We start from the raw sequence: 26544 nt of genomic DNA on the forward strand, positions 1-26544 counted from the left end.
CCATCAATGTGGATCAGTTGACGCGAAGATCCTCCCTTGATTTAGTTGATTTTTCAAGCGTTATTTTGACTTACGGCGTAAGGGAACGGTCGTGCGAGGAGTCCGGCCCGCAGGTCATGACGGCGGCGGCCCCGGGGGAACCGCTTGAACCACCCACTCGGGTCAGTCGCTCGGGTCAGTCTCCGAAGAAGTCGCCCAGGGCCTTGGCGAGAGCGTCCGGGGCCTCTTCGGCCACGTGGTGGCCGGAGTCGATCCCATGGCCACGTAGGTCGTCGGACCAGGTCCGCCAGATCCTCAGCGGGTCACCGTACAGATCCTCGAGGTCGTCGCGCAGGGACCACAGGGCCAGCGCGGGGCACCGCAGCCGTACGCCGGCCGCCCGGTCGGCCTCCTCGTCGCGCAGGTCGACGGTGAGGCCGGCCCGGTAGTCCTCCAGCATGGCCCGTACCACGTCGGGATTCCTGGTGGCCTCGCGGAACTCGTCGTAGTTCTCCTGGCCCATGCTTCGCGGGTCGCCGCGGTACCAGCTGTCGGGGTCGGCGTTGATGACGCGTTCGGGGATGTCGGGCTGGGCGAAGAAGAACCAGTGCCACCACTGGGTCGCGAACTTCGCGGTGATGCGGGACAGGTGCTCGCTGACGGGCAGGCAGTCGACGAACGCCACGCGGGACACCGCGTCGTGGTCCAGGGCGAGGCGGAACGCCACGGCGCCTCCCCGGTCGTGTCCGGCCAGGGCGAACCGGGTGTGCCCCAGGGAGCGCATCACCTCCACCATGTCGTTCGCGACGGCGCGCTTGGAGTGTCCGGAGTGGTCGGCGGTGGGTGCCGGGCCGCGCGAGCGACCGTATCCCCGCAGGTCGGGACAGACGACCGTGAAGCCGCGCTCGACCAGCAGGGGAGCGACGCGATGCCAGGTCGCGGAGGTGCGGGGATGGCCGTGCAGCAACAGCACGGGCGGCCCGTCCCCGCCGTGGCGGACGAAGATGGACGCTTCCCCGCCCTCGATCAGTTTCTCCTCGAAGCCTTCGAACATCGCCTCGGTACCCCCTGGAGTGTGGCTCGGCGAGCATCGGCCCGCGGCGTTCGCCATGGTGTGAACGTGCCGACCGGCTACCCGCGGCGACCGCCGCAAACGCGGGACCGGGGCACCGGTTCGGACACCGGGCAGGCGCGGGTCGCACCGAGGGTGGGGCCCGGCCCGCCGGGGGGCCGTCCCCACCCGCGTCGCCGTGCGGAACCCGGCGTTCAGCGGCTCAATGGCTCAGGAGCTCAGCCGCCGGACCTTGAGGACGTTGTCCCTGCGGGTGGTCGGCTTCCCTTCGGGGTCGTTCTGGATCCGGTCGTGTTCCTCGCTGAGCAGCACCTCCCACTCCCCGTCCGGGAGCTCAAGGGCTTCGAGGACCTCCTCCGGCGTGGGGAGGTGCACGTCGGGATGGGGGTTTTGCTCCCAGGCGGGGAACCCCGCGTGCCCGACGACGAGGAGTGTCCCGCCGGGCGCGACCGCAGAGGCGGCGGTCCGCAGGATCTTCTCCCGCGGCATGTCGGTGAGGGAGTGCAGGAAATGGGCGGAGACGAGATCGAAGAGGCCCTCGGGGAAGGAGGCCCCCAGGTCGTGCCGCTGCCAGTCGACGCGGTCGGCGACGTCCGCCGAGGCGGCGTGCCGGGCGGCGCGCTCCAGGGCGACGCCGGAGATGTCGGTGGCGGTGACGCGCCATCCCCGCCGCGCGAGCCAGATCGCGTCGGCCCCCTCGCCGCATCCCAGGTCCAGGGCGGTGCCCGGCTCCATGCCGGTGACCTCGCGGACCAGGATGACGTTGGGGTTCCCGCTCCAGATCTGGTCGCTCTCGCGGTAGCGAAGGTCCCAGTACTCCTCGTCGGAGACGGCCTCGTCCTTCACGTGGGTGTCCTCCCTCGCGTGCGTGTGCGCGTGCTCATGCCGATCGGACTCGCGGCGGGCGGCGACGGCCCGGCGGGTCTCCTCGGCGATCAGGTCGGCGTTGATCGCCGCACCGGCGCGCACGCCCGCGGCGGCGGCGCCGATGAGCTGCTCGGTCAGTACGGTGACGTTCCCGGCCACCCACACCCCGGGCACCGCCGTCGCCCCGGTCGGGTCGGAGGCGACATAACTGCCGATCACGTACCCGCCCATCTCCTGGTCGGTCGTCTCAAGGCCCAGGCCGGTGAGGAGGCCGGAGCGGGCGGTGAAGCGCGGGGTCACCGTGAGGGCCTGGCGGGGGACCAGCCGGCCGTCGTCCAGGCGTACGCCGGTGAGCCCGTCGTCCGTCGACTCCAGCGCCGTCACCCGCCCGTTCACCACGGTGATGTCGCGAGCGGCCAGTTGCTCGTACTCCTCGGCGCCGAACTCGGACGCGGTGTGCGTGAAGAGCGTCACGTCCTCGCTCCACTGCCGCCACAGCAGGGCCTGGTGGACCGCCAGCGGTCCGGTCGCCAGGATGCCGATCGCCCGGTCGCGCACCTCCCAGCCGTGGCAGTACGGGCAGTGCAGGACGTCGAGCCCCCACCGTTCCGCGAGCCCCGCCACCTGGGGCAGCTCGTCGACCAGGCCGGTGGTCACCAGCAGCCGGTCCGCCGTGACCGAGGCCCCGTCCCCGAGCGTGACGCGGAAGCCCCCGGTCTCCAGGCGCTCGGCCGTCACGACGTCGCCCCGCACGATCTCGCCGCCGTAGCCGGTTACCTCCGCGCGTCCCGCGGCCAGCAGCTCCAAGGGGGGCACGCCGTCGCGCGCCAGGTAGGAGTGGATGTGGGCCGCCGGAGCGTTGCGCGGCCGGCCCGCGTCGATCACCAGCACCGAGCGCCGCGCCCGTGCCAGGGTCAGCGCCCCGCTCAGCCCGGCGGCGCCACCGCCGACGACCACCACCTCATAGCGCCGTTCCCCGTCCGGGGAAGTCGTGGTCACTGTTCGTTCCGCTCGTTCGTTCATGTGTGATTCCTCCGTTCACCGGAGATAGTCGGTCCTCCCCACGCAAGTTGGCAAAATTACTTGCTGAATCAGCAAAACGCCGTGTGCTGGCGCCGCCCTTACCCGCACCGCCGGGTTCGGTACGGGCGGGCGGGAGCCGGGGAGGTTGCCCGGCCGAACGCCCGTGCGGGCCGGTTCCTTCGGCGGGTACCCGCGTACCGGCGGCGGTCACCGGTACGCGGGCGGCGGGGGCGCGGGGTGTCACGTGCCGAGGACCGGGATCAGCTGCTCCTCCTCGTAGGCCAGGTGCCTTTCGAGCTCGTCCGTGAGCCGTTCGACCTCGGGGAGCAGCGGCCGGGAGTCCGTGCCCTCGGTGGACCCGGTGGAGAGGACCTCCCGCAGCTCCTCGACGAGGGCCGCGATCTTCTCGTGCTCCCGGCTCAGCCGCTCCAGCGTCGGGGCGAGCTCGGGATGGCGCCCGGCGAGGAACGGGAACAGCGCGATGTCCTCACCGGTGTGGTGGTTGTGCAGCCCCTGGCAGAGGGTGAGGCAGTTCACCCGCAGCTGGGCGCCCAGCCCGGGACCCGAGGCGGTGACCTCCGCGCGGATCAGGGCGAGCTCCCGCCGGAACATGTCGTGGACCAGCTTGAGCGCCTCACCGGCCGACGACGCCTTCGGCGGTCCGCCCCCGTGCTGGAGGGCGACCACCGGGAGGACGCGCGTCGTCTTGGCCTGGTAGTCGGCCCACCCGGGGTCGGCCTCGGCCGCGCGGGCGAAGAGCCGGTCGCGTTCGGCGCCCTCCAGGACGACGGCCCGCGCCTCGTAGGTGAAGATGCCGTCCTCGACCGTGACGAGGGGATTGGCCACCAGGTTGTGGAACCAGGCGGGGTGGTTCGGCGCGCCACCGGCAGAGGCGATGACCAGGACCCGCTCGCCGCCGTCGGGAAGGTAGCCGAGCGGGGTGGTGTGCGGGGCGCCGGACCGCGCTCCGACGGTGGTCAGCAGGAGCAGCCGGGCCCCCTCGAAGGGGCCGCCGATCTTTCCGCCGTTGGCACGGAACTCCTCGATGATCTGCTGGTTGAAATCGATCGGCATTCTCTGTTTCTTCTCCAGGATCGATGGTCCCGCGGGCTGTTCGCGGGCATGACGAAGGACCGCCTGGCGGGCATGACGACATCACCACGGGGCGGTCGCGGCCGTGGTGCGGTGAGGGAGGAAGGCGCGCCGGATGACCGGCCGGACCGGCGGTGCACCGCCGGGGCAGGTTCGTGGGTGGCGCGAGATCGCGAAGGCCGACGACGACCGGCACCGTGAGGCGCACGGGTGTCGCGTCGGTGTCGCGTGGGTGTCACGCGGAGCGTGGCGACGACGTGGAACGCGTGGAACGCGGAGAACACGCGGGACGCGGCATGGGGGCCGCGGGAAACGTCGCGCTCAACGCGCGGAAGGAAGGAAAAGGGTGGGCCTCTGGCCCGCCCGGGGCTCACGCCTCGGCCGGGTGCCCTACTCGCTGTTGGCCAAAGGCCGACCCGGCAGTCACGTGGTCAACCGTAATGCCACGAACGCGACAAGGCAACGTCGCGTAACGCCGGACGCTCGCCCGTTCGGCGGCGGCGTGGCTGGACCGTCCTGGCGCTCGATGCCGGCGGGGCGTCGGCGATACTGTGGGCGTGGAGTACGTGTCCAGAGTGCCGCGACCGCCGCTGGACGGGCTGATCGACGACCTTTACTACCTGGAGGGCGCGCCGCCGTACGCCAGGCTGACGCTGCCGCCGAGTCCGTCGGCCCTGCTCATCGTGAACCTCGGGGCGCCGTTCCGCATCCGCGCCGGCACCGACATCGAGACGGCCGAGTACGCCGACGGCTGCGTGGTCACCATGCCCACCCGCGCCTTCGAGTTCGGCTATCCGCCGGGGACCCGGTCGGTCGGCGCGCACGTCAAGCCGTGGGGGCTGGCGCCGTTCCTGCCGATGCCCGCTGCCGAGCTGTGTGACCGGCCGGTGACGGTGGAGCAGGTCTGGGGCCGGTCCGCCGTCGCCGAGCTGCGGGACCGGCTGGCCACGGCGGCCGGGCCGTACGAGATGCTGACGCTGCTCGAGGAGGAGCTGATGCGACGGCTGTGCGAGACCGCCGGCCTGGGGCTGGTCCGCCACACGAGCAGCGTCATCGCGGCGACCGGCGGGGCGGTGGCGATCGGCGACCTGAGCGTGGCGGCCGGTGTCAGCGGCACGCATCTGGCGCAGAGGTTCAAGGAGCTCATCGGCGTCACGCCGAAGCGGCTGGCCCGTACCTACCGCTTCGCCGCCACCGTGTTCGCGATCGACCCCGCCGGACCGATCGACTGGGGAGACCTCGCCGGTGGCGCGGGCTACTTCGACCAGGCCCACTTCGGCCACGAGTTCCGGGCGTTCACCGGGCTCACGCCGACCCGGTACGTCGAGGTCCGGCGGCGGTTCCTGCGCGAACATCCCGGTCACGTGTTCGATGGCTGGCCGCTGCCGGCCGATTGATTTCTTACAAGAGCGACAGCTCGCGACACGCTAACTTGGGGGCCCCGAAGCAGAGGAGAGCCCCGTGGGCAAGGTCGTCATGTACAGCTCGGTGTCGGTGGACGGCTTCATCGCGGACGAGAACGACCGGCCCGGACCGCTGTTCGACTGGTTGACCAGCGGTGACGTCCCGTTGGACGAGAGCGGCGAGCTGAAGGTGTCGCAGGCGTCCTACGACCACACCCGGCCGTACTGGGACCAGATCGGGGTGACGATCGCCGGCCGCCACGTCTTCGACATGACGGACGGCTGGGACGGGAAACCTCCGAGCGGGATCGACCACGTGGTCGTCGTGACGCACCGGCCGATGCCCGAGGGCTGGGACCCCGAGGCGCCGTTTCACTTCGTCGACGGCGTCGAGGCGGCCGTGGCCAAGGCGCGGGAGCTCGCGGGTGACCGCCTGGTCGAGGTCGCCGCCGGCGACGTCGGTGGCCAGGCGCTTGCCGCGGGCCTGGTCGACGAGGTGCGCATGGACGTCGTACCCGTGGTGTTCGGGTCCGGCAAGCGCTACTTCGGGTCGGTCGACGCGCAGCACCTGTTGGAGGATCCTGACGTGGTGATCCAGGGCAACCGGGTGCTTCACCTGCGCTATCGGGTGCGCCGTTGACCGATCTGAGGGGGTACGCGAAGAAGTCCACCGCGAACGGTGACACAGGATCGGGCCTCCGAGCTCGCCGCCCTGGACGACGACGTCATCCTGAGGGGGCCGGACCTCGTACCGGATCCGATGCGGCCCACGGCGGTCAGGTGATCGGCGTTCGGCTATTCACCTGATGTATGCATCGAATGTATAGTCGCGATCATGTCTACCGGACACGTCATGCTCGGGCTGCTCGCCGAGCGGCCCAAGCACGGGTACGAGCTCAAGCGCGAGCATGACCGGCGCCTGCCGGGGGCCAGGCCGCTCGCGTACGGACAGGTCTACGCGACGTTGCAGCGCCTGCAGCGGGACGGGTTCGCCGAGGTGGCGGAGACCGTGCGGGAGGGCGGTCCCGAGCGCACGGTGTACGCGATCACCGGAGAAGGGCTCGCCGAGCTGGCCCGGTGGCTGGAACAGGTGGAGACGCCCGCGCCGCACGTCTCCAGCGCGCTCGTCTCGCGCGTGGTGGTGGCGATCGTCGCCGGGGCCGCCGCCGACGGCTATCTGGCCAGGCAGCGCGCCGCCCATCTGGCGCGGATGCGCGAGCTCACCGCGGAGCGGGCCTCGGGGTCCCCCGCGCAGGCGCTCGCCGCCGACTACGCGCTCCAGCACCTCGACGCCGACCTGCGCTGGATCGAGACGGCGATGGCACGACTCGCGGATCTTAAGGAGGAGATCGATGCTTGAGGCACGTGCGCTGCGCAAGACCTTCGCCAGGACCGTCGCGCTGGACGGTGTGTCCGTGGAGATCGGCGACGGGGAGATCGTCGCGATCACCGGCCCGAGCGGTTCCGGAAAGTCGACGCTGTTGCACTGCCTGGCCGGAATCATCCGTCCCGAGTCGGGGGAGGTCCGCTTCGACGGGCGGCGCGTCGACGCCCTCGACGACGCCGATCGCACGAGGTTGCGCAGGCAGAGCTTCGGCGTCGTCTTCCAGTCGGGCAGGCTGGTCCCCGAGCTGACCGCCGAGGAGAACGTGGCGCTGCCGCTGCTGTTCGACCGGCACGGGCGCCGGGAGTCGTTGCTGGCCGCCCGGTCCCGGCTGGAGGGGCTGGGTGTGGCCGACTGCGCGGCCCGGCGGCCCGGCGAGCTGTCCGGCGGCCAGCTGCAGCGGGTCGCCGTGGCCCGCGCGCTGGTCACCGGCCCGAAGGTGGTCCTCGCCGACGAGCCGACCGGCGCGCTCGACTCGCTGGCCGGGGAACGGGTGATGGACGAACTCGTCGGCACGGCACGCGCGGACGGCACCACACTGGTGATCGTCACCCACGACAACCGGGTGGCCGCCTACGCCGACCGGGAGATCGCGCTGTGCGACGGCAGGCTCGCCGAGGTGACCGTGTGATCACCGTGACGCGGATGCTCGCCAGGGGCGGATCGCGGCGCGAGCGGGTACGAGGTCGCCTGACGGCCGTGGGGGCGGGGCTCGCGACCTTCCTGCTGTGCGTGGCGGCGAACCTGCTGGCGTTCGGGCTCGGCTTCTCGATCCACCCCGAGGGCTTCCGCGTCCAGACGCGGATCGAGTATCTGGGCTTCTTCTCCGGCCGGGACGCACGGCTGATCACCGCGCTGACGCTGGCCCTGCTGGTCGTGCCCGTGCTGGCCTTCGTCCACCAGGTGAGCCGCCTGGCCACCGCGACGCGGGAGCGGCGGCTGGCCGCGCTCCGGCTGGCCGGGGCCACGCCGCGCGAGGTGCGCCTGCTGGGGGCGTACGAGAGCGGGTGGCGGGCGCTGCTGGGCGGGGTGTGCGGCGTCGCGCTGTACCTGGTGGCGAACCTGGCGCTGGCGGGGGTGCTGGAGGGCCCGGTGCCCCTGGTCCCGCCGGCGCGGATCCTGGCGATCCTCGTCGCGGTGTCGCTCGCCGGGACGCTGTCCGGGCTGATGGCGGGACGGCACGTGGTGACCTCCCCGCTGGGTGTGGTCCGGCGGACGCCCCCGGCCGGGCCCCGGGCGCTCGACCTGGCGCTGGTGGCGGTGGGGGTGGGGCTGCTCGCCGCAGGGTTCGCCGGCCTGGGGAGGTTCCCCGGCGGGCCGTACGTGGGGGCGCTGGCCGTGACAGCCGGCATGGTTCTCCTGCTGTTCGGCCTCGTCCTCGGCGCCGCGTGGCTGGTCAGGGTGATCGCCCGGCGGGTCGGTGAGCGCACAGGGACGGCGGAGACCCTGCTGGCCGCCCGGATGGTCCAGGCCGACCCCCGGGGATGGGCCCGCGCGCTGTCGGTGGTGGGGCTGACCGTGTTCTTCGGCGCCGGGGTCGGCGCCCAGCAGGGGCCCCACATCGTCCGGTACGGCCTCGATCCCTCCCAGGCCGTGACCTATCTGCTCGTGGACCTCGCCCTGCTGGTCGCGCTGGTCACCTCGGCCGCGGCCCTCGTGGTGCACCAGGCGGAGAGCCTGCTGGATCACCGGCACTCGTTCGCGGCCCTGGCCGCCTCCGGGGCACCCGGTCCCGCGCTGGGCCGGGTCCTCACCCGGCAGGCGCTCATCGCGGCGCTGCCGGTGTGCGTCGTGGCCGCCGTCGCGGGGGTGGGGGTGGTCGTCTCGACGTTGTGGGACGTCTACCGCGAGGTGCCGGGGGCGCTCGCCGTCGCCGGTGTCCGGGCGGTGCTCATGGTGGGGATCGGGGTGCTGGCCGCGACGCTGGTGGCGCGGGCGGCCCGGCCGATCCTGCGCCGTACGCTGCGGCCGGAGGGGCTCCGGGACGAGTGAGGGGGAGCGGGGTGTGTGAGTATGGGGTGAAGGTGACCCTCCCCGGGCTTTTCGGGGTCTCTTCTCGGGGGCATGGGGCGCGGGTTCACGAGTTATGTGCTCATGAGTTCCGGGGCTACGAGTCCTGGACTCTCGTGTTCCGTGCTCTTGTGTTCCGTGCTCTTGTGGTGGGGGCCTGGTGTTCGGGGGCCCGGTGTTGGGGCCCACGCGTCCGGGGCCTCGTGTTCGGGGTCGCGAGCCGTACCGGGTTCTCGAGGGTTCCTGCGGAGAGGACGTGATCGTCGTGCCGCCCGTCAGGCCCGGGGCACCGGGATCGTCTGTCTCTCCGGCCGCGGTCGCCGTGGCGGTCGCGGACGTCTCCGCGATCGGGGGTTACTTCGGGCTGGACCTCGGGCCGGTTCCCCGCGAGCCCGGCTGGCAACCGCTCACCGGCCTGCTCACCGACCCCGGCACCCTGGAGGCCCGGATCGCGGACATGGCCGGCCGGCTCGGCACCGAGGAGACCCGGGTGGCCGCGTCCATCCTCTTCCAGGGCCTGGCCGCCCGTCTCTGGTCGCCGTCCCTCGGCGCCGCGGTCGCCCATGACCTGCTCGTCGACCTGGATCCCCGCCACGTGTACTGGATGGCCACGGCCGGTGGCCCGCTGCCGCTGCGGGCCGCCCGTCCGGAGGGGTGGGAGGTCCGCGACCCCGCGCGGATCGCCGGTCCGCTGTACCGCACCGTGGTGACCGGGTTGCTGGAGCCCCTCGCCGGGACGGTCCGGCGGATCGTGCCGACGGCCCCCGGCCTGCTGTGGGGCAACGCGGCCTCCGCCCTGGTCGGCACCCTCCTCGAACTGGGCCGCCACCGCCCCGGACTCGCGGTCAAGGCCGTGGCGCTGGGCCGCGAACTGCTGGACACGGGCCTGCTGCGCGGCACGGGCGAGCTGGCCGAACCCGCTCCCGGCCGCCCCTCCTTCGCCCGCCGCAGTTGCTGCCTGTTCTACCGCCTGCCCGGCGGCGGCATGTGCGGCGACTGCGTTCTGGTCGATCCCGGGATCCGTCGCGAGCGGGGGGCGCGCGCCGCGCGGGAATCCGGCCGATGACCGTGCCGCTCCCGGGTCCTCTCCTTCCGGGCACCGCAAGCCTTCAAGAGGTACTGCAAGCCTTCAAGGCGTACCGCAGGCTTCAAAGGCGTACCGCAAGCCTTGAAGGCCTTCCGGGCCAGGGGGCTGGGGCTCTCGCCGGATCTCGCGGACCCGGCGGTCGCGCGTGCGGGCCGGTGTGGCGTCTCAGGCTCGGTCCAGGCCGGTCCGGCCGCGCTTCCACGGGGTCCCCGCCTTGCGGTGGTCCGACGCTTCCCCGGAAAGAGCCGGGACCGGCCGCCCGCCGTCGAGCTCGCCCAGTTCCCTGTCGCTGAGCAGCCGGGAGCGGATCAGGAAGCGCACGCCCTCGCCGGTTTCCAGGGAGAGTCCCCGACCCCGCCCGGGTACCGCGTCGATGGTGATGTGGGTGTGCTTCCAGTACTCGAAATGCGACGCCGGCATCCACACCGGGATCGGTTCGCCGATGCCGTCCACCGTGAGATCGCCGAGATGGACGTCGGCGTCGCCGGGGCGGAAGTCCGTCGCCCGGTAGCACATCGGGGCGCTGCCGTCGGGACACCCCCTCGGCTGGTGGAACATCAGCCGCCCGTACCGCTCGTGGAGGCGCCGGAGCAGGTCGGCCGCCGCGTCGGTGAGGTCGACGCGCCTGGCGTGGGGACGCGGAGGGCACCGCCGAAGACGCTCGATCCTGTCGGCGGTCCCGTTCGGCGCCTGGACGCGGTCGAAGAACGACCGGACGCGGTCGAAGGATGGGACGTGGCCTGGAACGACCGCGACGCTCCCACGCTTTGCCATTTTTATCCCCTGTATAACTAAATAACCGTTATGTCGTAATGTGCAGGGGCTGACGTTGCAGCATCGTTGCACGAGGCGGCGACCGGGGGGCGCGGTCGGTCGCCCGCATCCGCGCGGGAGGTCGCGCGGCGCGCGACGGTACGTCATGTCACTCACCGTGACGGCGCTTCGGTGTGCCCCGCCGAAGTGGCCGTGGAGCGCCCATGAGAGCCGAGAACGCCGAAGCCGCGATGATCTCGAACCCGTCCCCGGGTTCCGCGGGGCGGTTCCCGGCGCCGCGGTGGCTGCGCGATGCCACGCTTCGTAACGGGAGGCCGCCGACGTGGCCTCACCTGGCGATCTCCGGCTCCTCGCGGCGCCCGACGGCCACGTGCGCGGGTCCGGGCGAACACCGGCCACCGGTGGTGTACGAACCCGGTGAGGTGGCCGACGTGCGCTCGGCCCACCCGCTGCGACCCGTGGTCCCGCTGTTGCGCGAGTTGCTGGTCGGCATCGCCGACGAGTCGCGGCACGTCATGGTCGCCACCGACGCGAAGGGCGTCATCCTGTGGCGGGAGGGACCGGACGATCTTTGCCTGCGCGCGGACTCCGTCGGGATGTGCGAGGGGACCCGCTGGGCCGACGCCGCCGTCGGGATCAACGCGATAAGCACCGTCCTGGAGATCGACGCCCCGGCGGAACTCTGCTCCGCCGATCAGCTCGGGCCCGCCTACGACGTCTGGACCTGCGCGGCCGCGCCCATCCATGACCCGGACACCGGGGCGACGCTCGGCGTGATCGACGTCAGCGGCCTGTTCCACGTGCTGCACCCCGCGGTGGGCCGCCTGGTCACCGCCGCCGCCCGGCTCGCGGAGGGCCGGTTGCGCGAGCGGATGGAGCTGCGGGACGAGCGGCTGCGGGCCAGGAACATGCCGCACCTGGCCGGGCTGCGCGGCGAGCCGGGCGCGCTGCTCACCTCCACGGGGCGGATCATCGCGGCCGAGCCGTACGGCCCGTGGCCCGAGCGTCTGCGGATCCGGCCGGGGGTGGACCGGGTCCTGCTCGACGACGGCCGCGAGGCCCTGGTCGAGCGACTGTCCGAGGGATACCTGCTGCGCGTTCCCCGCTCGGCCCGGACACCGGCGCGCCAGCCCGGGCTGTCGCTGTCGTTCCTGAGGGACCGGCCGGTGGCGGTGCTGGACGGCCGCGATCTGCCGCTCACCCTGCGCTGGGCCGAGCTGCTCGCCCTGCTCGCCCTGCACCCCGCCGGGCTGACCGCCGAGCAGCTGGCGCTTCACCTCTACGGCGACGACGGCAACCCGGTGACGGTACGCGCCGAGATCCACCGGCTCAGGGAACGGCTCGGCGGCTCCGTCATGCAGGCCAGGCCGTACCGGCTGCGGGCCGAGGTCGAGGCCGACTTCCTCACCGCGCGGGCCGCGCTGGGCTCGGGTGACGTACGGGGCGCGGCGGCGGCCTGCGCGGCGCCGCTGCTCGCCGGTTCCGAGGCGCCCGGCATCCTGGCCGAGCGCCACCACCTGGTCGTGGCACTGCGATCGGCCGTACTCGGCCATCGCGACCTCGACGCGCTGTGGACGTTCGCGCAGGGGGATCCCGGCCGTGACGACCTTGAGGTGTTCGAACGCCTCACGGAGGAGTTGCCCGCGCGCGACCCGCGACGTCCGATCGCCGAGGCCAGGCTCGCCTGGCTGCTCGCCGAGGATGCCGAGAACGAGTGATTTGACCCTTTTGTCAGGAAATTTGGCTGAATAGTGGACGCTGCGTAATGAGGGCCTGACGCTTGAGAGTGTTCCATCTAGTGTGCGACATCGTGATGGACGTTCACCTGTTCGTCCCGAGGCGGTGACGGCTCCGGCGGTACGGGTCCGAGGGGCTCGTGAGGAGAGGGCGGGTGCGATCCGATGACCTCCGCGAGGACGACCCCGGTGAGACTGGATCCGCGGCGTGACTACCCGCTGGCGTCCCACCGCCCGGAGCTGCTCAGGACGCCGACCGGCAAGCGCCTCGACGAGATCACCATGGAGGCCGTCCTGGCCGGTGAGGTGGTGGCCGAGGACCTCCGCATCGCGCCCGGGACGTTGCGGCTGCAGGCGGAGATCGCGGAGTCGTCCGGAAGGCCGCAGCTCGGGCAGAACTTCCGGCGGGCCGCCGAGCTGACCGCGCTGCCGGACGAGAAGGTGCTGGAGATCTACAACGCGCTGCGGCCGCGCGCCTCCACGAAACAGCGGCTGACCGAGATCGCAGAGGAGTTGGAACGCGACCACGCCGCCCTGCTGTGCGCGCGGCTGATCAGGGAGGCCGCCGACGTGTACGAGCGCCGGGGCATCCTCGCGTGCTGAGCGTGCCGAGCGTGCCGAGTGGGCTGAGCGTGCCGAGCAGGTGGGACGGGGCCGCAGGAAGGTGGGACCGGGGATGAGCACCAGGAACGCGGCAGGCGGGCAGGTGAACGGGCAGGCAGACGGGCAGACAGGTGAGGCGGGCGGCCGGGCACCGGCTCCCCGGCGGTCCAGGCGTACGGAGATCCTGGAGAACCGCCCGGTCAACCTCGACGGCTTCGTGGAGGAGTGGCCCGAGGTCGGCATGGTCGCGATGGACAGCCCGTACGACCCGCGCCCGAGCGTGCGCGTGGAGAACGGGACCGTCGTGGAGATGGACGGCAGGGAGAGGAAGGACTTCGACTTCCTCGACCAGTTCATCGCCGACCACGCGATCGACGCCTCGGCGGCCGAGCGGGCGATGGCCCTCGCGCCCGCCGAGATCGCGCACCTGCTGGTGGACCCGAAGGTGTCGCGCGGCGAGGTGCTGGCGGTCTCCTCCGGCCTGACCCCGGCCAAGCTGCTGGAGGTCGTCAAGACCATGAACGTGGTCGAGATGATGATGGCGCTGCAGAAGATGCGGGCGCGGCGTACCCCCGCCAACCAGGGGCACTCCACGAGCGCGCGGGACAATCCGGTCCAGGTGGCCGCGGACGCCGCGGAGGGCGCGCTGCGCGGGTTCCGCGAGCTGGAGACCACCCTCGGCGTGGTGCGCTACGCCCCGCTGGTGGCCATCGCGCTGCAGGTCGGCGCGCAGGCGGGCAGGCCCGGCGTGCTCACGCAGTGCGCGCTGGAGGAGGCCACGGAACTCGAACTGGGCATGCGCGGCATCACCGCCTACGCGGAGACGATCTCGGTGTACGGCACCGAGCGGGTCTTCTGCGACGGCGACGACACCCCGTGGTCGAAGGCGTTCCTCGCCTCCGCCTACGCCTCCCGCGGGATCAAGATGCGGTTCACCTCCGGCACCGGCTCCGAGGTGCAGATGGGCCACGCCGAGAGCAGGTCGATGCTGTACCTGGAGATCCGCTGCGTCCTCGTCGCCAAGGGGGCCGGGGTCCAGGGCCTGCAGAACGGCTCGATCAGCTGCATCGGCGTGCCCGGCGCGGTCCCGGCGGGAATCCGCGCCGTGCTGGCCGAGAACCTCGTCGCCAGCACCGTCGACCTGGAGTGCGCCTCCGGCAACGACCAGTCCTTCTCGCACTCCGACATGCGCCGCACCGCGCGGCTGATGCCGCAGCTGCTGTCCGGCACCGACTTCGTCTGCTCGGGCTACTCCGCCGTACCGAATTACGACAACATGTTCGCCGGTTCCAACCTCGACCCCGAGGACTACGACGACTGGAACACCATCCAGCGGGACCTGCAGGTGGACGGCGCCCTCCGGCACGTCCCCGAGGCGGAGATCCTCGCCGCCCGGCGCGGGGCCGCGCGTGCGCTGCAGGGCGTGTTCGCCCACCTCGATCTGGCGCCGATCACCGACAGGGAGGTCGAGGCGGCCGTCTACTCCCACGGCAGCCGCGAACTGCCGCCGAGAGACGTGCTGGAGGACCTGAAGTCGGCGCGGTCGGTGATGGACCGAGGCGTCACCGGGCTCGACATTGTGAAGGGACTGGAGGCAGGAGGCTTCCCCGACGTGGCCGAGGCGCTGCTGGGCGTGCTGAGGCAGCGGGTCTCCGGCGACCTCCTGCAGACCTCGGCGATCCTGACCCCGGAGCTGACGACGCTCTCGGCCGTCAACGACCCCAACGACTACGCGGGTCCGGGCAGCGGGTACCGCCCGGACGGCGCGCGGTGGGAGGAGATGAAACGACTGCGGCACGTCGTCAGCGCCCGCAACCCGGAGGAGGAGGTCGGCTGACCCCTCCGCCGGGCGGCCGGTGGCCGTCAGGCGGTTCGTGAGCAGGGAGAGGAGAGGCGTGATGGCCGACAGCACGGCGGCGGGCGGCGCGGTGGAAAGCCCCGCGGACCCCGCGGAGGGTCCCGCCGGGAACGCGGCCGGCGAGCGCGCGCCGCGCCCCGGAGAGGGTACGGCCACCGTGCGCACGCTGCGCCTGGGGGAGAAGGGCGTGGCGCGGCCGGGGCGCCGTCCCGACGAGGTGGTCATCGGCGTCTCCCCGGCCTTCGGGGCCTTCTTCTCCAGGACCATCGTCGGCGTCCCGCACGTCGAGGTACTTCGCGAACTGCTGGCGGGGGTGGAGGAGCAGGGGGTGCACGCCCGGGTCGTCCGGTTCCTCGGCAGCACCGACCTCGCGGTCATCGCCCACACCGCGGCCAGGCTGTCCGGGTCGGGGATCGGCGTCGGCGTCCTCTCGCGTGGTACCACCATGATCCACCAGAGGGACCTGCTCCGCCTGTCGAACCTGGAGCTGTTCCCCCAGGCGCCGCTGATGGACCCGGAGACCTTCCGCAGGGTCGGCGGCAACGCGGCCCGCTACGCCAAGGGCGAGTCGCCGGAACCCGTGCCCTCGCGCAACGACCACATGGCCCGCCCGCGCTGGCAGGCCAAGGCCGCGCTGCTGCACATCAAGGAGACCGAGTTCGTACGGGAGGGCGCGGAACCCGTGGAACTCGACGTGCTGATCCGCGTGGCCGGTACCGGCTGAGCCGCGGGAAGGCCGGAGGGAGGAATCGTGTCCCTGGTGGTGGGGGTGGACATCGGCAACTCGACCACGGAGGCGTGCGCCACGCGCGTCGGCGGGGACGGGCGGGTCGAGCATCTCTCCGCGGCGCTGGGCAGGACATCGGGCGTGAAGGGCACCACGGAGAACGTCCCGGGTGTCGTCGAGGTCGTACGCCGTGCGCTGGCCGGGGCCGGATGCGATCCGGCCGGGCTCCGGGCGGTGCTGGTGAACGAGGCGACGCCGGTGATCAGCGGGCTCGCGATGGAGACCATCACCGAGACGATCATCACGGAGTCCACGATGATCGGGCACAACCCGGAGACGCCCGGCGGCGTCGGGCTGGGCGCCGGCACCACCGTGGCCTTCCCCGACCTGCCGCGATGCGCCACCGGGAGCGCGGTGATCTGCGTGGTCGGCGCGGGCGTCGACTTCGAGGACGCCGCCGGGGGGATCAACGCGGCCGTCGCGCGCGGGGTCCGGGTCACCGGCGTGGTCGTCCACGCCGACGACGCCAACCTCATCGCCAACCGGCTGGGCGAGCCGGTGCCGGTGGTCGACGAGGTCACGCTGGTGGACAGGGTGCCGCTGGGCATGCCGGCCGCCGTCGAGGTCGCCGAACCGGGCCGTACCATCAGGATCCTGTCCAACTCCTACGGGATCGCCACGGTCTTCGAGCTCGATCCCGAGCAGACCCGCATGATCGCGCCCGTGGCGCGGGCGCTGGTGGGCAACCGCTCGGCCGTCGTGGTGCGCACCCCGGCCGGGGACGTCACCGGCCGCAGGATCCCGGCCGGCACGCTCACCCTGATCGGCGAGAGGGTCGGGCTGTCGGTCGGGATGGACGCCGGGGCCGAGGAGATCATGGCGACGCTGCGGCGGGTGCGCCCCCTGGCCGACGCCACCGGCGAGCCCGGCACGAACGTCGGCGGGATGCTCGCCCGCGTCCGCGACACCATGTCCGACCTGACCGCGACGCCCGCCGACGCCGTACGCGTCCAGGACGTGCTAGCCGTGGACACCTTCGTTCCGCAGCGGGTCACCGGCGGGCTGGCGGGGGAGTTCGCGCTGGAGAACGCGGTCGCGCTGGCCGCGATGGTGCGTACCAGCAGGGGGCCGATGGAACTGCTGGCCGCGCGGTTGCGGACGGCACTCGGCACCGAGGTGCTGATCGGCGGGGTCGAGGCCGACATGGCGCTGCTGGGCGCGCTCACCACTCCGGGCGCGGGCCGGCCGGTGGCGATCCTCGACCTCGGCGGCGGGTCCACCGACGCGGCGATGGACACCGGCGACGGCGAGACGCGCTCGGTGCACCTGGCCGGTGCGGGCGACCTGGTCACCAACCTGATCGACTCCGAACTCGGGCTGGAGAACCGGGAACTCGCGGAAGAGATCAAGAAGTTCCCGCTGGCGAAGACGGAGAGCTTCTTCCACGTCCGGATGGAGGACGGCACCGTCCGCTTCTTCGACAGCCCCCTGCCCGCCGACACCTTCGCCCGCGTCGTCACGCTCACCGGCGGCACGATGAACCCGATCCCCACCCGGCACAGCGTGGAGAGGATCCGGCAGGTACGCAGGTCGGCCAAGCACCGGGTCTTCGTGGTCAACGCGCTCCGCGCGCTGGAGCAGGTGGCCCCGGGCGGCGACCTCCGGCGGATCGGCTTCGTGGTGGTCCTCGGCGGTTCCGCGCTGGACTTCGAGATCCCCGACATGATCGCGGAGGCCGTCGCGGAGTTCGGGATCGTGAGCGGCACCGGCAACGTGCGCGGTCGCGAGGGCCCGCGCAACGCGGTGGCCACCGGCCTGGTCATCGGCTACGCGTCGGCACGGGCGGCCGGGGCCGCGGTGGGCGGCTGACGGCGTACGGGGGCGTACGGGGGCGTACGGAAGGGAGGTCGTGGTGAAGGATCGGTGGCGGTACCGGCCCGCCGTGCTGGTGTTCCACCATCCGGCGCCGGGAGACCGGCACCGCCTGCGTGAGATCGGGGCCGGTATGGAGGAGGAGGGGGTGCCGTACCGGGTCGAGGACCACCGGATCGGGGACGGCTGGGTCGGGGACGGCTGGGTCGGGGACGGCTGGGTCAAAGGCGACCGGGTCGGGGACGGCTGCGGGGATGTGGCGGGGGGTGGCGCGCGAGAGCTGGCCTTCGCCGCGGCTCGGGCGTCCGGTCTCGGTGTCGGGGTAGGCGTGGACGCCGCGGGGAACATCTGCGTGCACCACGCCAAACTCCCGCCGGACGCGCCCGCGATGGCGGGCACCGCCTCGGACGCCCGCGTCCTGGGGCACAACGCGGCCCGGCTGGTCGCCGGCGTCCCCTTCAAGCAGTTCGAGCGGCAGGAGGACCCTTATGCCCGATCGCATCGCCACGACCCGATGGACCGGTGACCTGACCACCGGATCGGGAACGGTGACGCTCGTCTCCTCGGGAGCGGGCGCGTTCGCGTTCTCGCTGCCCTCCCGGGCCGGTGCGGCGAACGGCCGGACCAGCCCGGAGGAGCTGGTCGCCGCGGCGCACTCCGCCTGCTACAGCATGCAGCTGTCGGCGCTGCTCACCGCGGACGGTACGCCCCCGGAACGGATCGACACCACGGTGACGGTGTCCCAGAACCTGCGGGGTGAGGCCTATCTGATCACCGAGATCCGGGTGGTCGTGCTGGCCGCCGTCCCGGGCGCCGACGCGGAAGGCTTCCAGCGGGCGGCGGAGAGGGCCAAGGAGACCTGTCCCGTCTCCGTGGCCCTCGGCGGCACGGTGATCACCCTGGACGCCGAGCTGGAGCAGGTGCCCGCCTAGGAGACCGTCACACCCCGGCCTGCCAGGGACTTCCCGGCCAGAAACTCGCTGTTCAGAGGCTTGTCGGTGAGAGAAAGGAGAGAATATGTCCGTACGAATCGGACTCGTCGGCGCTCGCCACATGCTGGACGCGGCGCTGCGGAAGGCGGACGAGATCAGCTGGCCCATGAACGTCGCCGTGGTCGACGGCGGCGGGCACCTTCTGGCGTTCGCGCGCCAGGACGGCGCGATCCTCGCCGGTGTCGACCTCGCCGCGCGCAAGGCCCGCACCGCGGTGCTGACGGCGATGCCCACCGAGCAGCTGGCGAGGGAGGCCGCGCCCGACGGCCCCCTTCGCGGCATCGAGGTGACCAACGGAGGGTTGGTGATCTTCGGCGGCGGCATCCCGCTGGCCGGGACGGACGGCGCGGTCGTCGGAGCGGTCGGAGTGAGCGGGGGGACCGTGGAACAGGACGTCACGGTCGCCCGGGCCGGGGCGGACGCCTTCCAGGCCCTACGCCTTCCCGAAGCCGAGCATCCCTGAGCCGGGCCGTCCGGAACCGGGTCTTCCGGAGCGGGGCTTCCTGGAGCAGGGCCTTCCGGAGCCGGGCTTCCTGGAGCAGGGTCTTCCGGAGCGGGGCTTCCTGGAGCAGGGTCTTCCGGAGCCGGGCTTCCTGGAACCGGGCCGTCCGGAGCCACGCCTCCCGGGGTGGAGTCCCCTTGAACCGCGCCCTCCGGTGCCCCGCTCCGCGAGAAGCCCCCGGGCCGGGAGAGAGGCGGGGACTCGGACCGGGCGCGAGAGGAGGGTCCTTGTGCTCTCACTTCGTCCGTAGTCTGATTGGGAGGAATTGTTCATCGGGCCGAGCATCCACGCACCCCGGACGGTTCCGCGGTGCGGGCGGGTGCGCGGTCCGGCACAGCGTCTCTGAACAGGAAGGGAGCCGACGCTGATGACGGTGACCCTGGAAAAGAGCGTCGAGGACTTCATCACCACCCCCCACAAGTTGTTCATCGACGGACAGTGGGTGGACGCGGCGTCCGGCAGGACCTTCGCGACCCCCAACCCCGCTACCGGACAGACCCTGGCGAACGTCGCCGAAGCCGATGCCGAGGACGTCGACCGGGCGGTACGCGCCGCTCGCAAGGCCTTCGAGCAGGGACCGTGGTCACGGATGACCGCCTCCGAGCGAGGCCGGATCATCTGGAGGATCGGTGACCTGATCCTGGAGCACGCCGAGGAGCTGGCCCAGCTCGAATCGCTGGACAACGGCAAGCCGGTGGCCGTGGCGCGCGCCGCGGACGTCCCGCTGGCGGCCGACCTGTTCCACTACATGGCGGGCTGGGCGACCAAGATCGAGGGCAACACGATCGCGCTGTCGGTGCCGTACATGCCGGGCGCCGCGTTCCACGCCTACACCCTGCGCGAGCCGGTCGGCGTGGTCGGCCAGATCATCCCGTGGAACTTCCCGCTGCTGATGGCGGCCTGGAAGCTCGGGCCCGCGCTCGCGACCGGGAACGTCGTGATCCTCAAGCCCGCCGAGCAGACCCCGCTGTCCGCCCTGCGGCTGGCGGAGCTGATCGCCGAGGCCGGGATGCCCGACGGCGTGGTCAACGTCCTGCCCGGGTACGGCGAGACCGCCGGTGCGGCGCTCGCCGCGCACGACGGCGTGGACAAGATCGCCTTCACCGGCTCCACCGAGGTCGGCAAGCTGATCGTGCACGCCGCCGCGGGCAACCTGAAGAAGGTCACCCTGGAGCTCGGCGGCAAGAGTCCCAACATCGTCTTCGACGACGCCGACCCCGACATCGCCATCCAGGGCGCGGCGAACGCGATCTTCTTCAACCACGGCCAGTGCTGCGTGGCCGGATCCCGGCTGTTCGTCCAGCGCGACCGCTTCGACCAGGTGGTCGAGGGCGTCGCCGAGATCGCCCGGGGCATCAGGCTCGGTCCGGGCATGGAGCCCGACACGCAGATGGGGCCGCTGGTCTCCGACGAGCAGCTGCGCCGGGTGACCGGCTACCTGGACTCGGGGCGCGAGGAGGGCGTCCAGACCCTGGCCGGAGGCGGCCGGCACGGGGAGCGGGGCTACTTCGTCCAGCCCACCGTGCTCACCCAAGTACGCCCGGAGATGAAGGTCGTCCGCGAGGAGATCTTCGGGCCGGTGGTGGTCGCCTCACCGTTCTCCGACCTGGACGAGATCGCCGCGGAGGCCAACGCCACCGACTACGGGCTGGGGGCCGGCATCTGGACCCGCGACATCTCCAAGGCGCACGCCCTCGCCGGCAAGATCCGCGCGGGCACCGTCTGGATCAACTGCTACAACGTCTTCGACGCGGCCCTGCCTTTCGGCGGCTACAAGCAGTCGGGCTGGGGCCGCGAGATGGGCCACCAGGCCCTCGACGCCTACACCGAGGTGAAGTCCGTCTGCACCCAGCTGCAGACCTGACCGCATCACGCACCGGACCCGTGCCCGCGCCCCGCGACAGGTGAGCGGGCGCGGGTCCGGGTGTTCACGGCCGGGTGCCGGACACCGACTCCAGCAGGGACCAGCTCCGGTCGTCCCCCCAGATCGAGAACGCGTCCACGTACGGCCGCAGCAGGGCGGTGAGCTCCGCGTCGCCCCGGCCGTTGAGCTCGTCCGACGCTATCTTCCTCGCCGCCCCGGCGAGCAGGTCGGCGACCTGGATCCGCGGGTCCTCGTGCGAGGCGACGAACCTCAGCCCGGCCAGCAGGCCCCCTGACGGCCAGGGGAGCCCGCCGGGCCGCGCCTCGCCCAGCATCTCCCTGATCCGCGCGACGCGCTCCTCCGTCAGCGCGGTCTGCCGGTCGTGAACGATCGAGACGGGCCTCGTGCCCTCACCCCAGTGCACGACGGCCCGGACGATGGCCGGGATCAGGGGGTCCAGTGCCGGGATCATCCGAGGGTCGTCGAGGAGACGCGTCAGGAAGGAGTCCACGCGAGGCCTGGCCCGATGGAGCAGTCCCATGATCTCGCCGACCTCGCTCCCCGCGCCGATGAGGCACAGGTCGTCGACCATGCCGAAGAACGCCTCGGCGGACGTCCCCGGGCCCCGGCCGTTGCCGGCGCGCATCAGGTCGTTGAACGCCTCCAGGAAGGCCTGCCACCGCTCGTGCCCGAACGCGCGCCGGCCCTCGCGGTACAGGGTGGCGGCCATGGCGGTGACCTGCCGGTCCCGCTCCGGGCCTGGAGCCGGAGCGGTCTCTCCGGCCAGCAGCCCGGCGAGTTTCCCGACGACGACGAACGTCTTGTCGGTCAGGTGCACGTGGGCCTTCCCGTATATCGGTCCCGACGGCCCGAGCAGCCACGTGAGGGCGCGCCGGTTCTTCTCGCGGAGCAGGACGTTCGCCTTGTACTCCACGGCGGGGGAGGGGCCCCTGTCGCGTATTCCCCGGATGCAGCTCGCCGCCGACTCGACGTCCATGCGCACGCTGGCGTGCGTGAAAACGTCGGTGTTCCCGCCGATGAGTTTCTCGCCCTCCGAGCCGGACTCGTCGCAGCTGATCTCCACGGGTTGATCGGCCGATACGGGTTGTGTCCGCATGATGTCCCTGCGATATCGGTCACTGCCCGGTTCCATGGTTAATGGACGATTCTTTAGGATACGTCACCCTGATAGCCGCGCAACGGATTTTTCGGTCCGTGCCTCCGGCGGCGCGTCGTGCTGCGCCGATGCCTCCAGCTCGGGGTGGGCCGGTGAGGCCGTGTCAACGGCCACCGGCACGGGCTGACCTCCGCCGCCTCCGGTGTCCGGGTCGTCGGGCCAAGGCAGGGTTGATTTATCGCCTTTATCGATAAATGCCATGCTTCGCCTGTTTGGCGACTGTTTGTGATTGATGAATTGTCTTGCCGGGATCTGCTGGTATTTCATATGGCGGGGCATTGTGCTGCTGATTGGTAATGTCGAAAGCTGTGACGCATCATATCAATGCGTCCGGCTGGCACAATACCAAAAGAAAATAATTATATTATGAAATATGGCAATAGATCCCATGGGGCGGCGCGGAAGGTGCTCCGCTCGGGGCTGGCCGGGATCCTCACGACACTGATCACGATGGGGGCCGTCGCCGCGCCCCGTGCCGCGAACGCGGCGGCGCCGGTGCCTCTGGGCACCGCCGCGAACTTCACCGCCCTGGCCTGGGACGCCCTCGGCAGTGTCGGCGCCACCGTGATCACCGGGGACGCCGGTGTGTGGCCGGGCGTGGCGTTCGGCGGCTTCCCGCCCGGCGTCGTCACCGGGACCACCCACCTGACCGACGCCGTCGCCGAGCAGGCGCAGACCGACGCGACCGCCGCCTACAACGACGCCGCCGGACGGACCCCCGACGCCACCGTGGCGGCGCAGCTCGGCGGGACCACCCTCACGCCCGGGGTCTACGACTCCACGACCGGCGCCTTCCTGGTGACCGGAACGCTGACGCTCGACGGGCTCGGCGGCCCCAACGCGGTCTTCGTCCTCCAGTCCGACACGCTCGACACCTCACCCGCCAGTACGGTGGCCCTCGTCAACGGCGCCGCGGCGCGCAACGTCTTCTGGCAGGTCGGCGGACTGGTCAACCTGGGAGCCGGTTCGACCCTCGCCGGGAACGTCCTGGCGATCGACACCATCGAGCTGTCCAACGGCGCGAGCGTGGACGGCCGCCTCCTGGCCACCACCCACGGGGCCGTCCGCCTCGACACCAACGCGGTCGCCGCGCCCGCGCCCCCGGACTGCGCGATCGCCACCACCGCGACCGGGCTGACCTCGACGTGCGCCGGGGGGAGCGACGGCGCCCCGATCTCCTTCACCGCGACGGTGACGGCGTCGGACGGGAGCGTCCCCACGGGCAATGTCGTCTTCGCCACCGACGGGGCGACCCTCGGGACGGCCCAGCTCGTCAACGGTGTCGCGACCCTGACGACCTCGCCCCTTCCCCCGGGGGTGTACCGCGTCGTCGCCTACTACCAGGGGACGGCCCAGCTCGATCCGAGCAACACGCCGCTGCTGATCCAGCGCGTCGGCCTCGGCTGCCCGTGCACGCCGACGAGCGAGGTGGGCCGGATCAGGATACGGGTGGACAACGAGACCAGGAGTCCCGCCTCCGGCCAGGCCGGTAGCCAGGCCGGGAGTCAGGGCGGAAGCCAGGCCGGGAGTCAGGCCCTCGCGGGGGCCGGGAGCCCGGCCTCCGGGAACAAGGTCCGCACCCGGATCGTGTTCGGCCGAAGCGTGTGACCGGGCGCCCGGCGCCCTCGGCCCGTACCGGCGGGGAAATCCGGAGGCCGCGCCGGGCCGTCGCGATCGCGGGCGGGCGGCTCAGGACGCCGGTGCGAGGGACGGGTGTCGGTGCTCCTGGAACCGGGTGATCCTCAGGACGACCAGGGAGGCCAGGACGGCGCAGATCGCGTTCGGGGCGGCGAAGAAGAGCTCGGCCCGGGCCGTCAGCAGGAGGGATACCGGGCCTTCGCCCCGGGACGTGAGCTGGTGGACGACGAGGGAGACCCAGGTGGAGAACAGCCACGTCAGCCACCAGGCCCGTACCAGCCATGACCGGGGGGCGTTCCGCAACGTGGCGGGATGGGGCGGGTTCGCAGGGAGGTGGCCGGGTTTGGACGTCGCCCAGATGTCGTCGACGACCTGCTTGGGAAACCACAGGTTCACGACCGGGAGCAGCCAGCCCAGCACGACCCACTGGGAGTCCCTGCGGTGCTCGATCGCCGTGAGCGCCTCGGCGTTGGACCGGGCCTTGGTCAGCCAGATCAGGAAGGTGATCCCGGTGAGGGCGTAGACACCGGACCGCGTCAGACCGAAGAACGCGTACCAGTCGTCGTTGGCCCTCAGCGCGTCGACGTCGACCGTGTACGGGGCGTCCACGATCCTGGAGAGCAGCGAGAGGCGCTCCACGGTTCCCACGAGCGCGAGAAGGTCGATCAGCGTCGTGACCCCCAGCAGTACCACGACCGCGATCGCCATGGCGCGGACCGGTTGCACGTGCCTCGGGAGCCTCGGGAAGGGGGGAGCGGGATGCATTCTCGTCCTCTGTGTGACCATGCGAAGAGGATGAGAATGTATCCCGGCGTGTCACCACATGACACCTGGGCTCCGGCGGGCGGGTCGCGACGTGGTGCGACCGCGCCTCCGGGCCCGCCGCGCCCCTGTGAGCGGCGGCCGGGGAGGCGCGGCCGGGAACGGCCGGCCCGGAGGTGCCGCGTGATCACCCCCGGGGGGCGCCGGGCTCGTGCCTCCGCGCCTCGTGGAGATGGCGGACGACGCCGATCTCGGAGACGTTCTTGGTCAGCTCGACGGTGACCCAGCCCGCTATGTCGACCAGCCTCTGTTCGGCTCCCCACGGCAGCCCGGCGGTCCTCTCGGTGGAGTCGAGGTCGGCGTCGGTGAGCGGCAGCAGCCCCGCCCGCCAGTCGTCGTTCAGCCCGCGCAGCCAGCCGGCCGCGGCCGAGGCGCCGCCCGGCCAGGTGATCTCCTCGCGGGCGGGGGCCCCGGAGCCGAAGCAGTGCCCGAGGGTGGTCGTCCACCAGAAGCCGATGTGCCAGGTCAGCCACCCGATCGAGACGACCGGCGCGGGCTCCGGCTCCGGCACCTCCCAGTCGGCCACCCAGCGGCCCCGGCCGTCCGGCCGGACGGTCCAGCAGCCCGGTGCGGGCTCCCAGAGGCAGGCCGCATCGTCGAGATCCTTCAGGTGATGCTCGAACAGCGCCCATGCGATGTCGAGCTGCCGGATCAGTAGGTCAACGCGGGGTACGGTCACCCGGAAACCCTGGCATCACCCCCGGCGGCCCCGCCACCGGTTTTCACCGGCGGCAAGGGCGCCGGTCCTCACCGGCCGGAGGACGGCGACGGCGACGGGCGGAGCGCGGCCGGCCGATCCGGGCGGGGGTGATCGGTCCGGGCGGGGAGCGGTCGGCCTGAGCGGGGCGATCGGCTTGAGCCGGGGGAGACCGGCCCGGGGAGGGGCGACGCACCGCACGCCGCCGGTGACGACCCGCTACTTCCCCGGTGCGGGAGACTGGGGAGGTGACCATCGAGAACAGCCGCCCCGGTCCGCCCGTGACCAGCGTCTCCATCGTGCTGCTTACGCTGGCGCGCCGGATCGAGACCGAGCTCAACGCGGCCCTCGCGTCGCTCGATCTCACGGTCAGCAGGCTCGGTCTGCTCGGTCACATCGCGGGCGTGCCCGGCGTGTCGTTCAGCGACCTGGCGCGCATGGCGGGCACGACGGTCCAGAGCGTCCACGCCGCGGTGAAGGTGCTCGCCGGCGCCGGGCTGGTGCGCGACAACACCGCCCGCGCCGGTTCCGCGTCGGCCATCGAGATCACGCCCGAGGGGGCGCGCCTCCTGGAGGCGGCGAGGGGTGCGATAGCCGAGGTCGACGACCTGCTGTTCGGCCCCGCCGCGGACCCGATCCAGCAGCAGGTCGCCGGTGCCGTACGCGCCGCGTTCGAGGGCCTCTCCACGCCCTGATCCCTTCGCCCGGAGCCCGCCCCCGGCGGGCCGCGCGTCACCCCTCGCCCTTTTTAGCTTCAGGCTGACTGAAGCTTTCGTGTTAGGCTTCAGCCTGCCTGAAGGTTGCGAGGAAGGGAGAATCCGTGGAAGCCGTGTTGCTGTCGGTCCATGTGCTCGCCGGCATCGTGTTCGTCGGGGGCTCGGCCGTCGCGACGAGCCTGTTCCCCCGCTACGCGCCGGTCGCCGCGGGCGTTCCCGTGGGCCCGGCCGCCGGGGCCGCCGGGGCCGCCGGGGCCGACCCGGCCGGATCGCCCTCCGCGGCTCAGGCGGCCCCGGCGGCGTCCGAGGAGCGGAACCGGGCCGTGGCCGTCCTGCTGCACCGCATCACCCGGGTCTACGGCATCTTCGGTGTCGTCGTGCCCGTCGTCGGGATCGCCCTGGCCCTCGTCCAAGGCCGGATGGGCGAGGTGTGGATAGCCATCTCCATGATCCTCACCGCGGCCGCGGGGGGCCTGCTGGCCCTGCGGATCTACCCGGGTCAGCGCGACGCGCTCGCCGACCCCGACGACGGCAGGCGCCTGCGCGCGCTCTCCATGCTCGCCGGGTTCTACAACCTGCTGTGGGCGGTCGTCGTCGTCCTGATGATCGCCCGTCCGGGGGCCTATCCGTGAGCACCCCCGCCCGTGCG

Annotated in this window: 26 protein-coding genes and 1 pseudogene; 18 read left to right on the forward strand and 9 right to left on the reverse strand. The window is 72.2% G+C overall.

The window, feature by feature from the left end; translation table 11 throughout:
• Positions 1–175: 175 nt before the first annotated feature.
• The 3 genes from ACFYWM_RS30430 to ACFYWM_RS30440 all read right to left on the reverse strand — a co-directional run bounded on the left by ACFYWM_RS30430 (position 176) and on the right by ACFYWM_RS30440 (position 4015).
• Positions 176–1033 carry an alpha/beta fold hydrolase gene (locus ACFYWM_RS30430; protein WP_389920460.1) on the reverse strand — a complete coding sequence of 286 codons (858 nt, stop codon included), beginning with the start codon at positions 1031–1033 and terminating at the stop codon, positions 176–178.
• A gap of 228 nt (positions 1034–1261) precedes the next feature.
• Complete coding sequence (locus ACFYWM_RS30435) at positions 1262–2941, reverse strand: FAD-dependent oxidoreductase (protein WP_389920461.1); 1680 nt, start codon at positions 2939–2941, stop codon at positions 1262–1264.
• Positions 2942–3181: 240 nt separating this feature from the next.
• Positions 3182–4015 carry a nitroreductase/quinone reductase family protein gene (locus ACFYWM_RS30440; protein ID WP_389920464.1) on the reverse strand — a complete coding sequence of 278 codons (834 nt, stop codon included), beginning with the start codon at positions 4013–4015 and terminating at the stop codon, positions 3182–3184.
• Between the two features lie 575 nt (positions 4016–4590).
• Here ACFYWM_RS30440 and ACFYWM_RS30445 point away from each other — a divergent pair.
• The 6 genes from ACFYWM_RS30445 (at position 4591) to ACFYWM_RS30470 (ending at position 9896) form a co-directional block, all read left to right on the forward strand.
• Positions 4591–5430, forward strand: coding sequence for a helix-turn-helix domain-containing protein (locus ACFYWM_RS30445; protein ID WP_389920467.1), 840 nt, complete (start codon positions 4591–4593; stop codon positions 5428–5430).
• A 64-nt stretch (positions 5431–5494) separates the two neighbouring features.
• Positions 5495–6076 carry a dihydrofolate reductase family protein gene (locus ACFYWM_RS30450; protein WP_389920469.1) on the forward strand — a complete coding sequence of 194 codons (582 nt, stop codon included), beginning with the start codon at positions 5495–5497 and terminating at the stop codon, positions 6074–6076.
• A 195-nt stretch (positions 6077–6271) separates the two neighbouring features.
• On the forward strand, positions 6272–6796 hold the full coding sequence (locus tag ACFYWM_RS30455; protein WP_389920472.1) for a PadR family transcriptional regulator: 525 nt from the start codon (positions 6272–6274) through the stop codon (positions 6794–6796).
• On the forward strand, positions 6789–7451 hold the full coding sequence (locus ACFYWM_RS30460; protein ID WP_389920475.1) for an ABC transporter ATP-binding protein: 663 nt from the start codon (positions 6789–6791) through the stop codon (positions 7449–7451). The genes ACFYWM_RS30455 and ACFYWM_RS30460 overlap by 8 nt, the downstream gene beginning before the upstream one ends.
• Positions 7448–8812 carry an FtsX-like permease family protein gene (locus tag ACFYWM_RS30465; protein WP_389920478.1) on the forward strand — a complete coding sequence of 455 codons (1365 nt, stop codon included), beginning with the start codon at positions 7448–7450 and terminating at the stop codon, positions 8810–8812. The genes ACFYWM_RS30460 and ACFYWM_RS30465 overlap by 4 nt, the downstream gene beginning before the upstream one ends.
• 274 nt (positions 8813–9086) lie before the next feature.
• Complete coding sequence (locus ACFYWM_RS30470; RefSeq protein WP_389920480.1) at positions 9087–9896, forward strand: (2Fe-2S)-binding protein; 810 nt, start codon at positions 9087–9089, stop codon at positions 9894–9896.
• Between the two features lie 186 nt (positions 9897–10082).
• Here the strand turns inward: ACFYWM_RS30470 and ACFYWM_RS30475 are convergent, their stop codons facing one another.
• Positions 10083–10691, reverse strand: a complete 609-nt coding sequence (locus tag ACFYWM_RS30475; RefSeq protein WP_389920483.1) for a DUF779 domain-containing protein — start codon at positions 10689–10691, stop codon at positions 10083–10085.
• Between the two features lie 401 nt (positions 10692–11092).
• On the opposite strand from ACFYWM_RS30475, the gene ACFYWM_RS30480 reads away from it, so the two are divergent.
• From ACFYWM_RS30480 to ACFYWM_RS30515, 8 genes are all read left to right on the forward strand, one after another.
• Positions 11093–12409 carry a transcriptional regulator gene (locus tag ACFYWM_RS30480; protein WP_389920485.1) on the forward strand — a complete coding sequence of 439 codons (1317 nt, stop codon included), beginning with the start codon at positions 11093–11095 and terminating at the stop codon, positions 12407–12409.
• Between the two features lie 207 nt (positions 12410–12616).
• Positions 12617–13030: a diol dehydratase small subunit gene (locus tag ACFYWM_RS30485; protein WP_389920487.1), complete on the forward strand. Its 414-nt coding sequence runs from the start codon at positions 12617–12619 to the stop codon at positions 13028–13030.
• A 73-nt stretch (positions 13031–13103) separates the two neighbouring features.
• Positions 13104–14867 (forward strand): propanediol/glycerol family dehydratase large subunit, encoded by a 1764-nt coding sequence (locus tag ACFYWM_RS30490; RefSeq protein WP_389920490.1) that lies wholly within the window; start codon positions 13104–13106, stop codon positions 14865–14867.
• A 61-nt stretch (positions 14868–14928) separates the two neighbouring features.
• Positions 14929–15612, forward strand: coding sequence for a propanediol/glycerol family dehydratase medium subunit (locus tag ACFYWM_RS30495; RefSeq protein WP_389920492.1), 684 nt, complete (start codon positions 14929–14931; stop codon positions 15610–15612).
• A gap of 27 nt (positions 15613–15639) precedes the next feature.
• Positions 15640–17484, forward strand: coding sequence for a diol dehydratase reactivase subunit alpha (locus tag ACFYWM_RS30500; protein WP_389920494.1), 1845 nt, complete (start codon positions 15640–15642; stop codon positions 17482–17484).
• Positions 17485–17527: 43 nt separating this feature from the next.
• Positions 17528–18013, forward strand: a complete 486-nt coding sequence (locus tag ACFYWM_RS30505; protein ID WP_389920497.1) for a glycerol dehydratase reactivase beta/small subunit family protein — start codon at positions 17528–17530, stop codon at positions 18011–18013.
• The gene (locus tag ACFYWM_RS30510; protein ID WP_389920499.1) at positions 17976–18419 is read left to right on the forward strand and encodes an OsmC family peroxiredoxin; all 444 of its coding nucleotides are present in this window, start codon (positions 17976–17978) and stop codon (positions 18417–18419) included. The genes ACFYWM_RS30505 and ACFYWM_RS30510 overlap by 38 nt, the downstream gene beginning before the upstream one ends.
• Positions 18420–18504: 85 nt before the next feature.
• The gene (locus ACFYWM_RS30515) at positions 18505–18942 is read left to right on the forward strand and encodes a heme-binding protein (protein WP_389920502.1); all 438 of its coding nucleotides are present in this window, start codon (positions 18505–18507) and stop codon (positions 18940–18942) included.
• Here the strand turns inward: ACFYWM_RS30515 and ACFYWM_RS30520 are convergent.
• A pseudogene (locus tag ACFYWM_RS30520) lies at positions 18875–19072 on the reverse strand (pentapeptide repeat-containing protein); the annotation flags it as partial. The gene ACFYWM_RS30515 and the pseudogene ACFYWM_RS30520 sit on opposite strands and share 68 nt — an antisense overlap.
• 276 nt (positions 19073–19348) lie before the next feature.
• Here ACFYWM_RS30520 and ACFYWM_RS30525 point away from each other — a divergent pair.
• Positions 19349–20845, forward strand: a complete 1497-nt coding sequence (locus tag ACFYWM_RS30525) for an aldehyde dehydrogenase family protein (protein WP_389920505.1) — start codon at positions 19349–19351, stop codon at positions 20843–20845.
• A 64-nt stretch (positions 20846–20909) separates the two neighbouring features.
• On the opposite strand, the gene ACFYWM_RS30530 is transcribed toward ACFYWM_RS30525, so the two are convergent.
• Both ACFYWM_RS30530 and ACFYWM_RS30535 read right to left on the reverse strand, forming a co-directional pair.
• A complete protein-coding gene (locus ACFYWM_RS30530; protein WP_389920507.1) occupies positions 20910–21929 on the reverse strand; it encodes a DUF3800 domain-containing protein in 1020 nt (339 codons plus the stop codon).
• 96 nt (positions 21930–22025) lie between these two features.
• The gene (locus tag ACFYWM_RS30535; protein WP_389920510.1) at positions 22026–22289 is read right to left on the reverse strand and encodes a hypothetical protein; all 264 of its coding nucleotides are present in this window, start codon (positions 22287–22289) and stop codon (positions 22026–22028) included.
• 99 nt (positions 22290–22388) lie between these two features.
• On the opposite strand from ACFYWM_RS30535, the gene ACFYWM_RS30540 reads away from it, so the two are divergent.
• Complete coding sequence (locus ACFYWM_RS30540; RefSeq protein ID WP_389920513.1) at positions 22389–23630, forward strand: ice-binding family protein; 1242 nt, start codon at positions 22389–22391, stop codon at positions 23628–23630.
• An 81-nt stretch (positions 23631–23711) separates the two neighbouring features.
• On the opposite strand, the gene ACFYWM_RS30545 is transcribed toward ACFYWM_RS30540, so the two are convergent.
• Both ACFYWM_RS30545 and ACFYWM_RS30550 read right to left on the reverse strand, forming a co-directional pair.
• The gene (locus ACFYWM_RS30545; RefSeq protein ID WP_389920516.1) at positions 23712–24425 is read right to left on the reverse strand and encodes a DUF4328 domain-containing protein; all 714 of its coding nucleotides are present in this window, start codon (positions 24423–24425) and stop codon (positions 23712–23714) included.
• Positions 24426–24609: 184 nt separating this feature from the next.
• The gene (locus tag ACFYWM_RS30550; RefSeq protein WP_389920519.1) at positions 24610–25161 is read right to left on the reverse strand and encodes a DinB family protein; all 552 of its coding nucleotides are present in this window, start codon (positions 25159–25161) and stop codon (positions 24610–24612) included.
• Between the two features lie 266 nt (positions 25162–25427).
• On the opposite strand from ACFYWM_RS30550, the gene ACFYWM_RS30555 reads away from it, so the two are divergent.
• Together ACFYWM_RS30555 and ACFYWM_RS30560 are read left to right on the forward strand one after the other, a co-directional pair.
• Positions 25428–25874 carry a MarR family winged helix-turn-helix transcriptional regulator gene (locus ACFYWM_RS30555; RefSeq protein WP_389920522.1) on the forward strand — a complete coding sequence of 149 codons (447 nt, stop codon included), beginning with the start codon at positions 25428–25430 and terminating at the stop codon, positions 25872–25874.
• Positions 25875–25999: 125 nt separating this feature from the next.
• Positions 26000–26527 (forward strand): hypothetical protein, encoded by a 528-nt coding sequence (locus ACFYWM_RS30560; RefSeq protein ID WP_389920525.1) that lies wholly within the window; start codon positions 26000–26002, stop codon positions 26525–26527.
• Positions 26528–26544 lie beyond the last annotated feature (17 nt).

It is taken from the genome of Streptosporangium sp. NPDC002721 (assembly GCF_042888905.1).
Taxonomy (GTDB): Bacteria; Actinomycetota; Actinomycetes; order Streptosporangiales; family Streptosporangiaceae; genus Streptosporangium.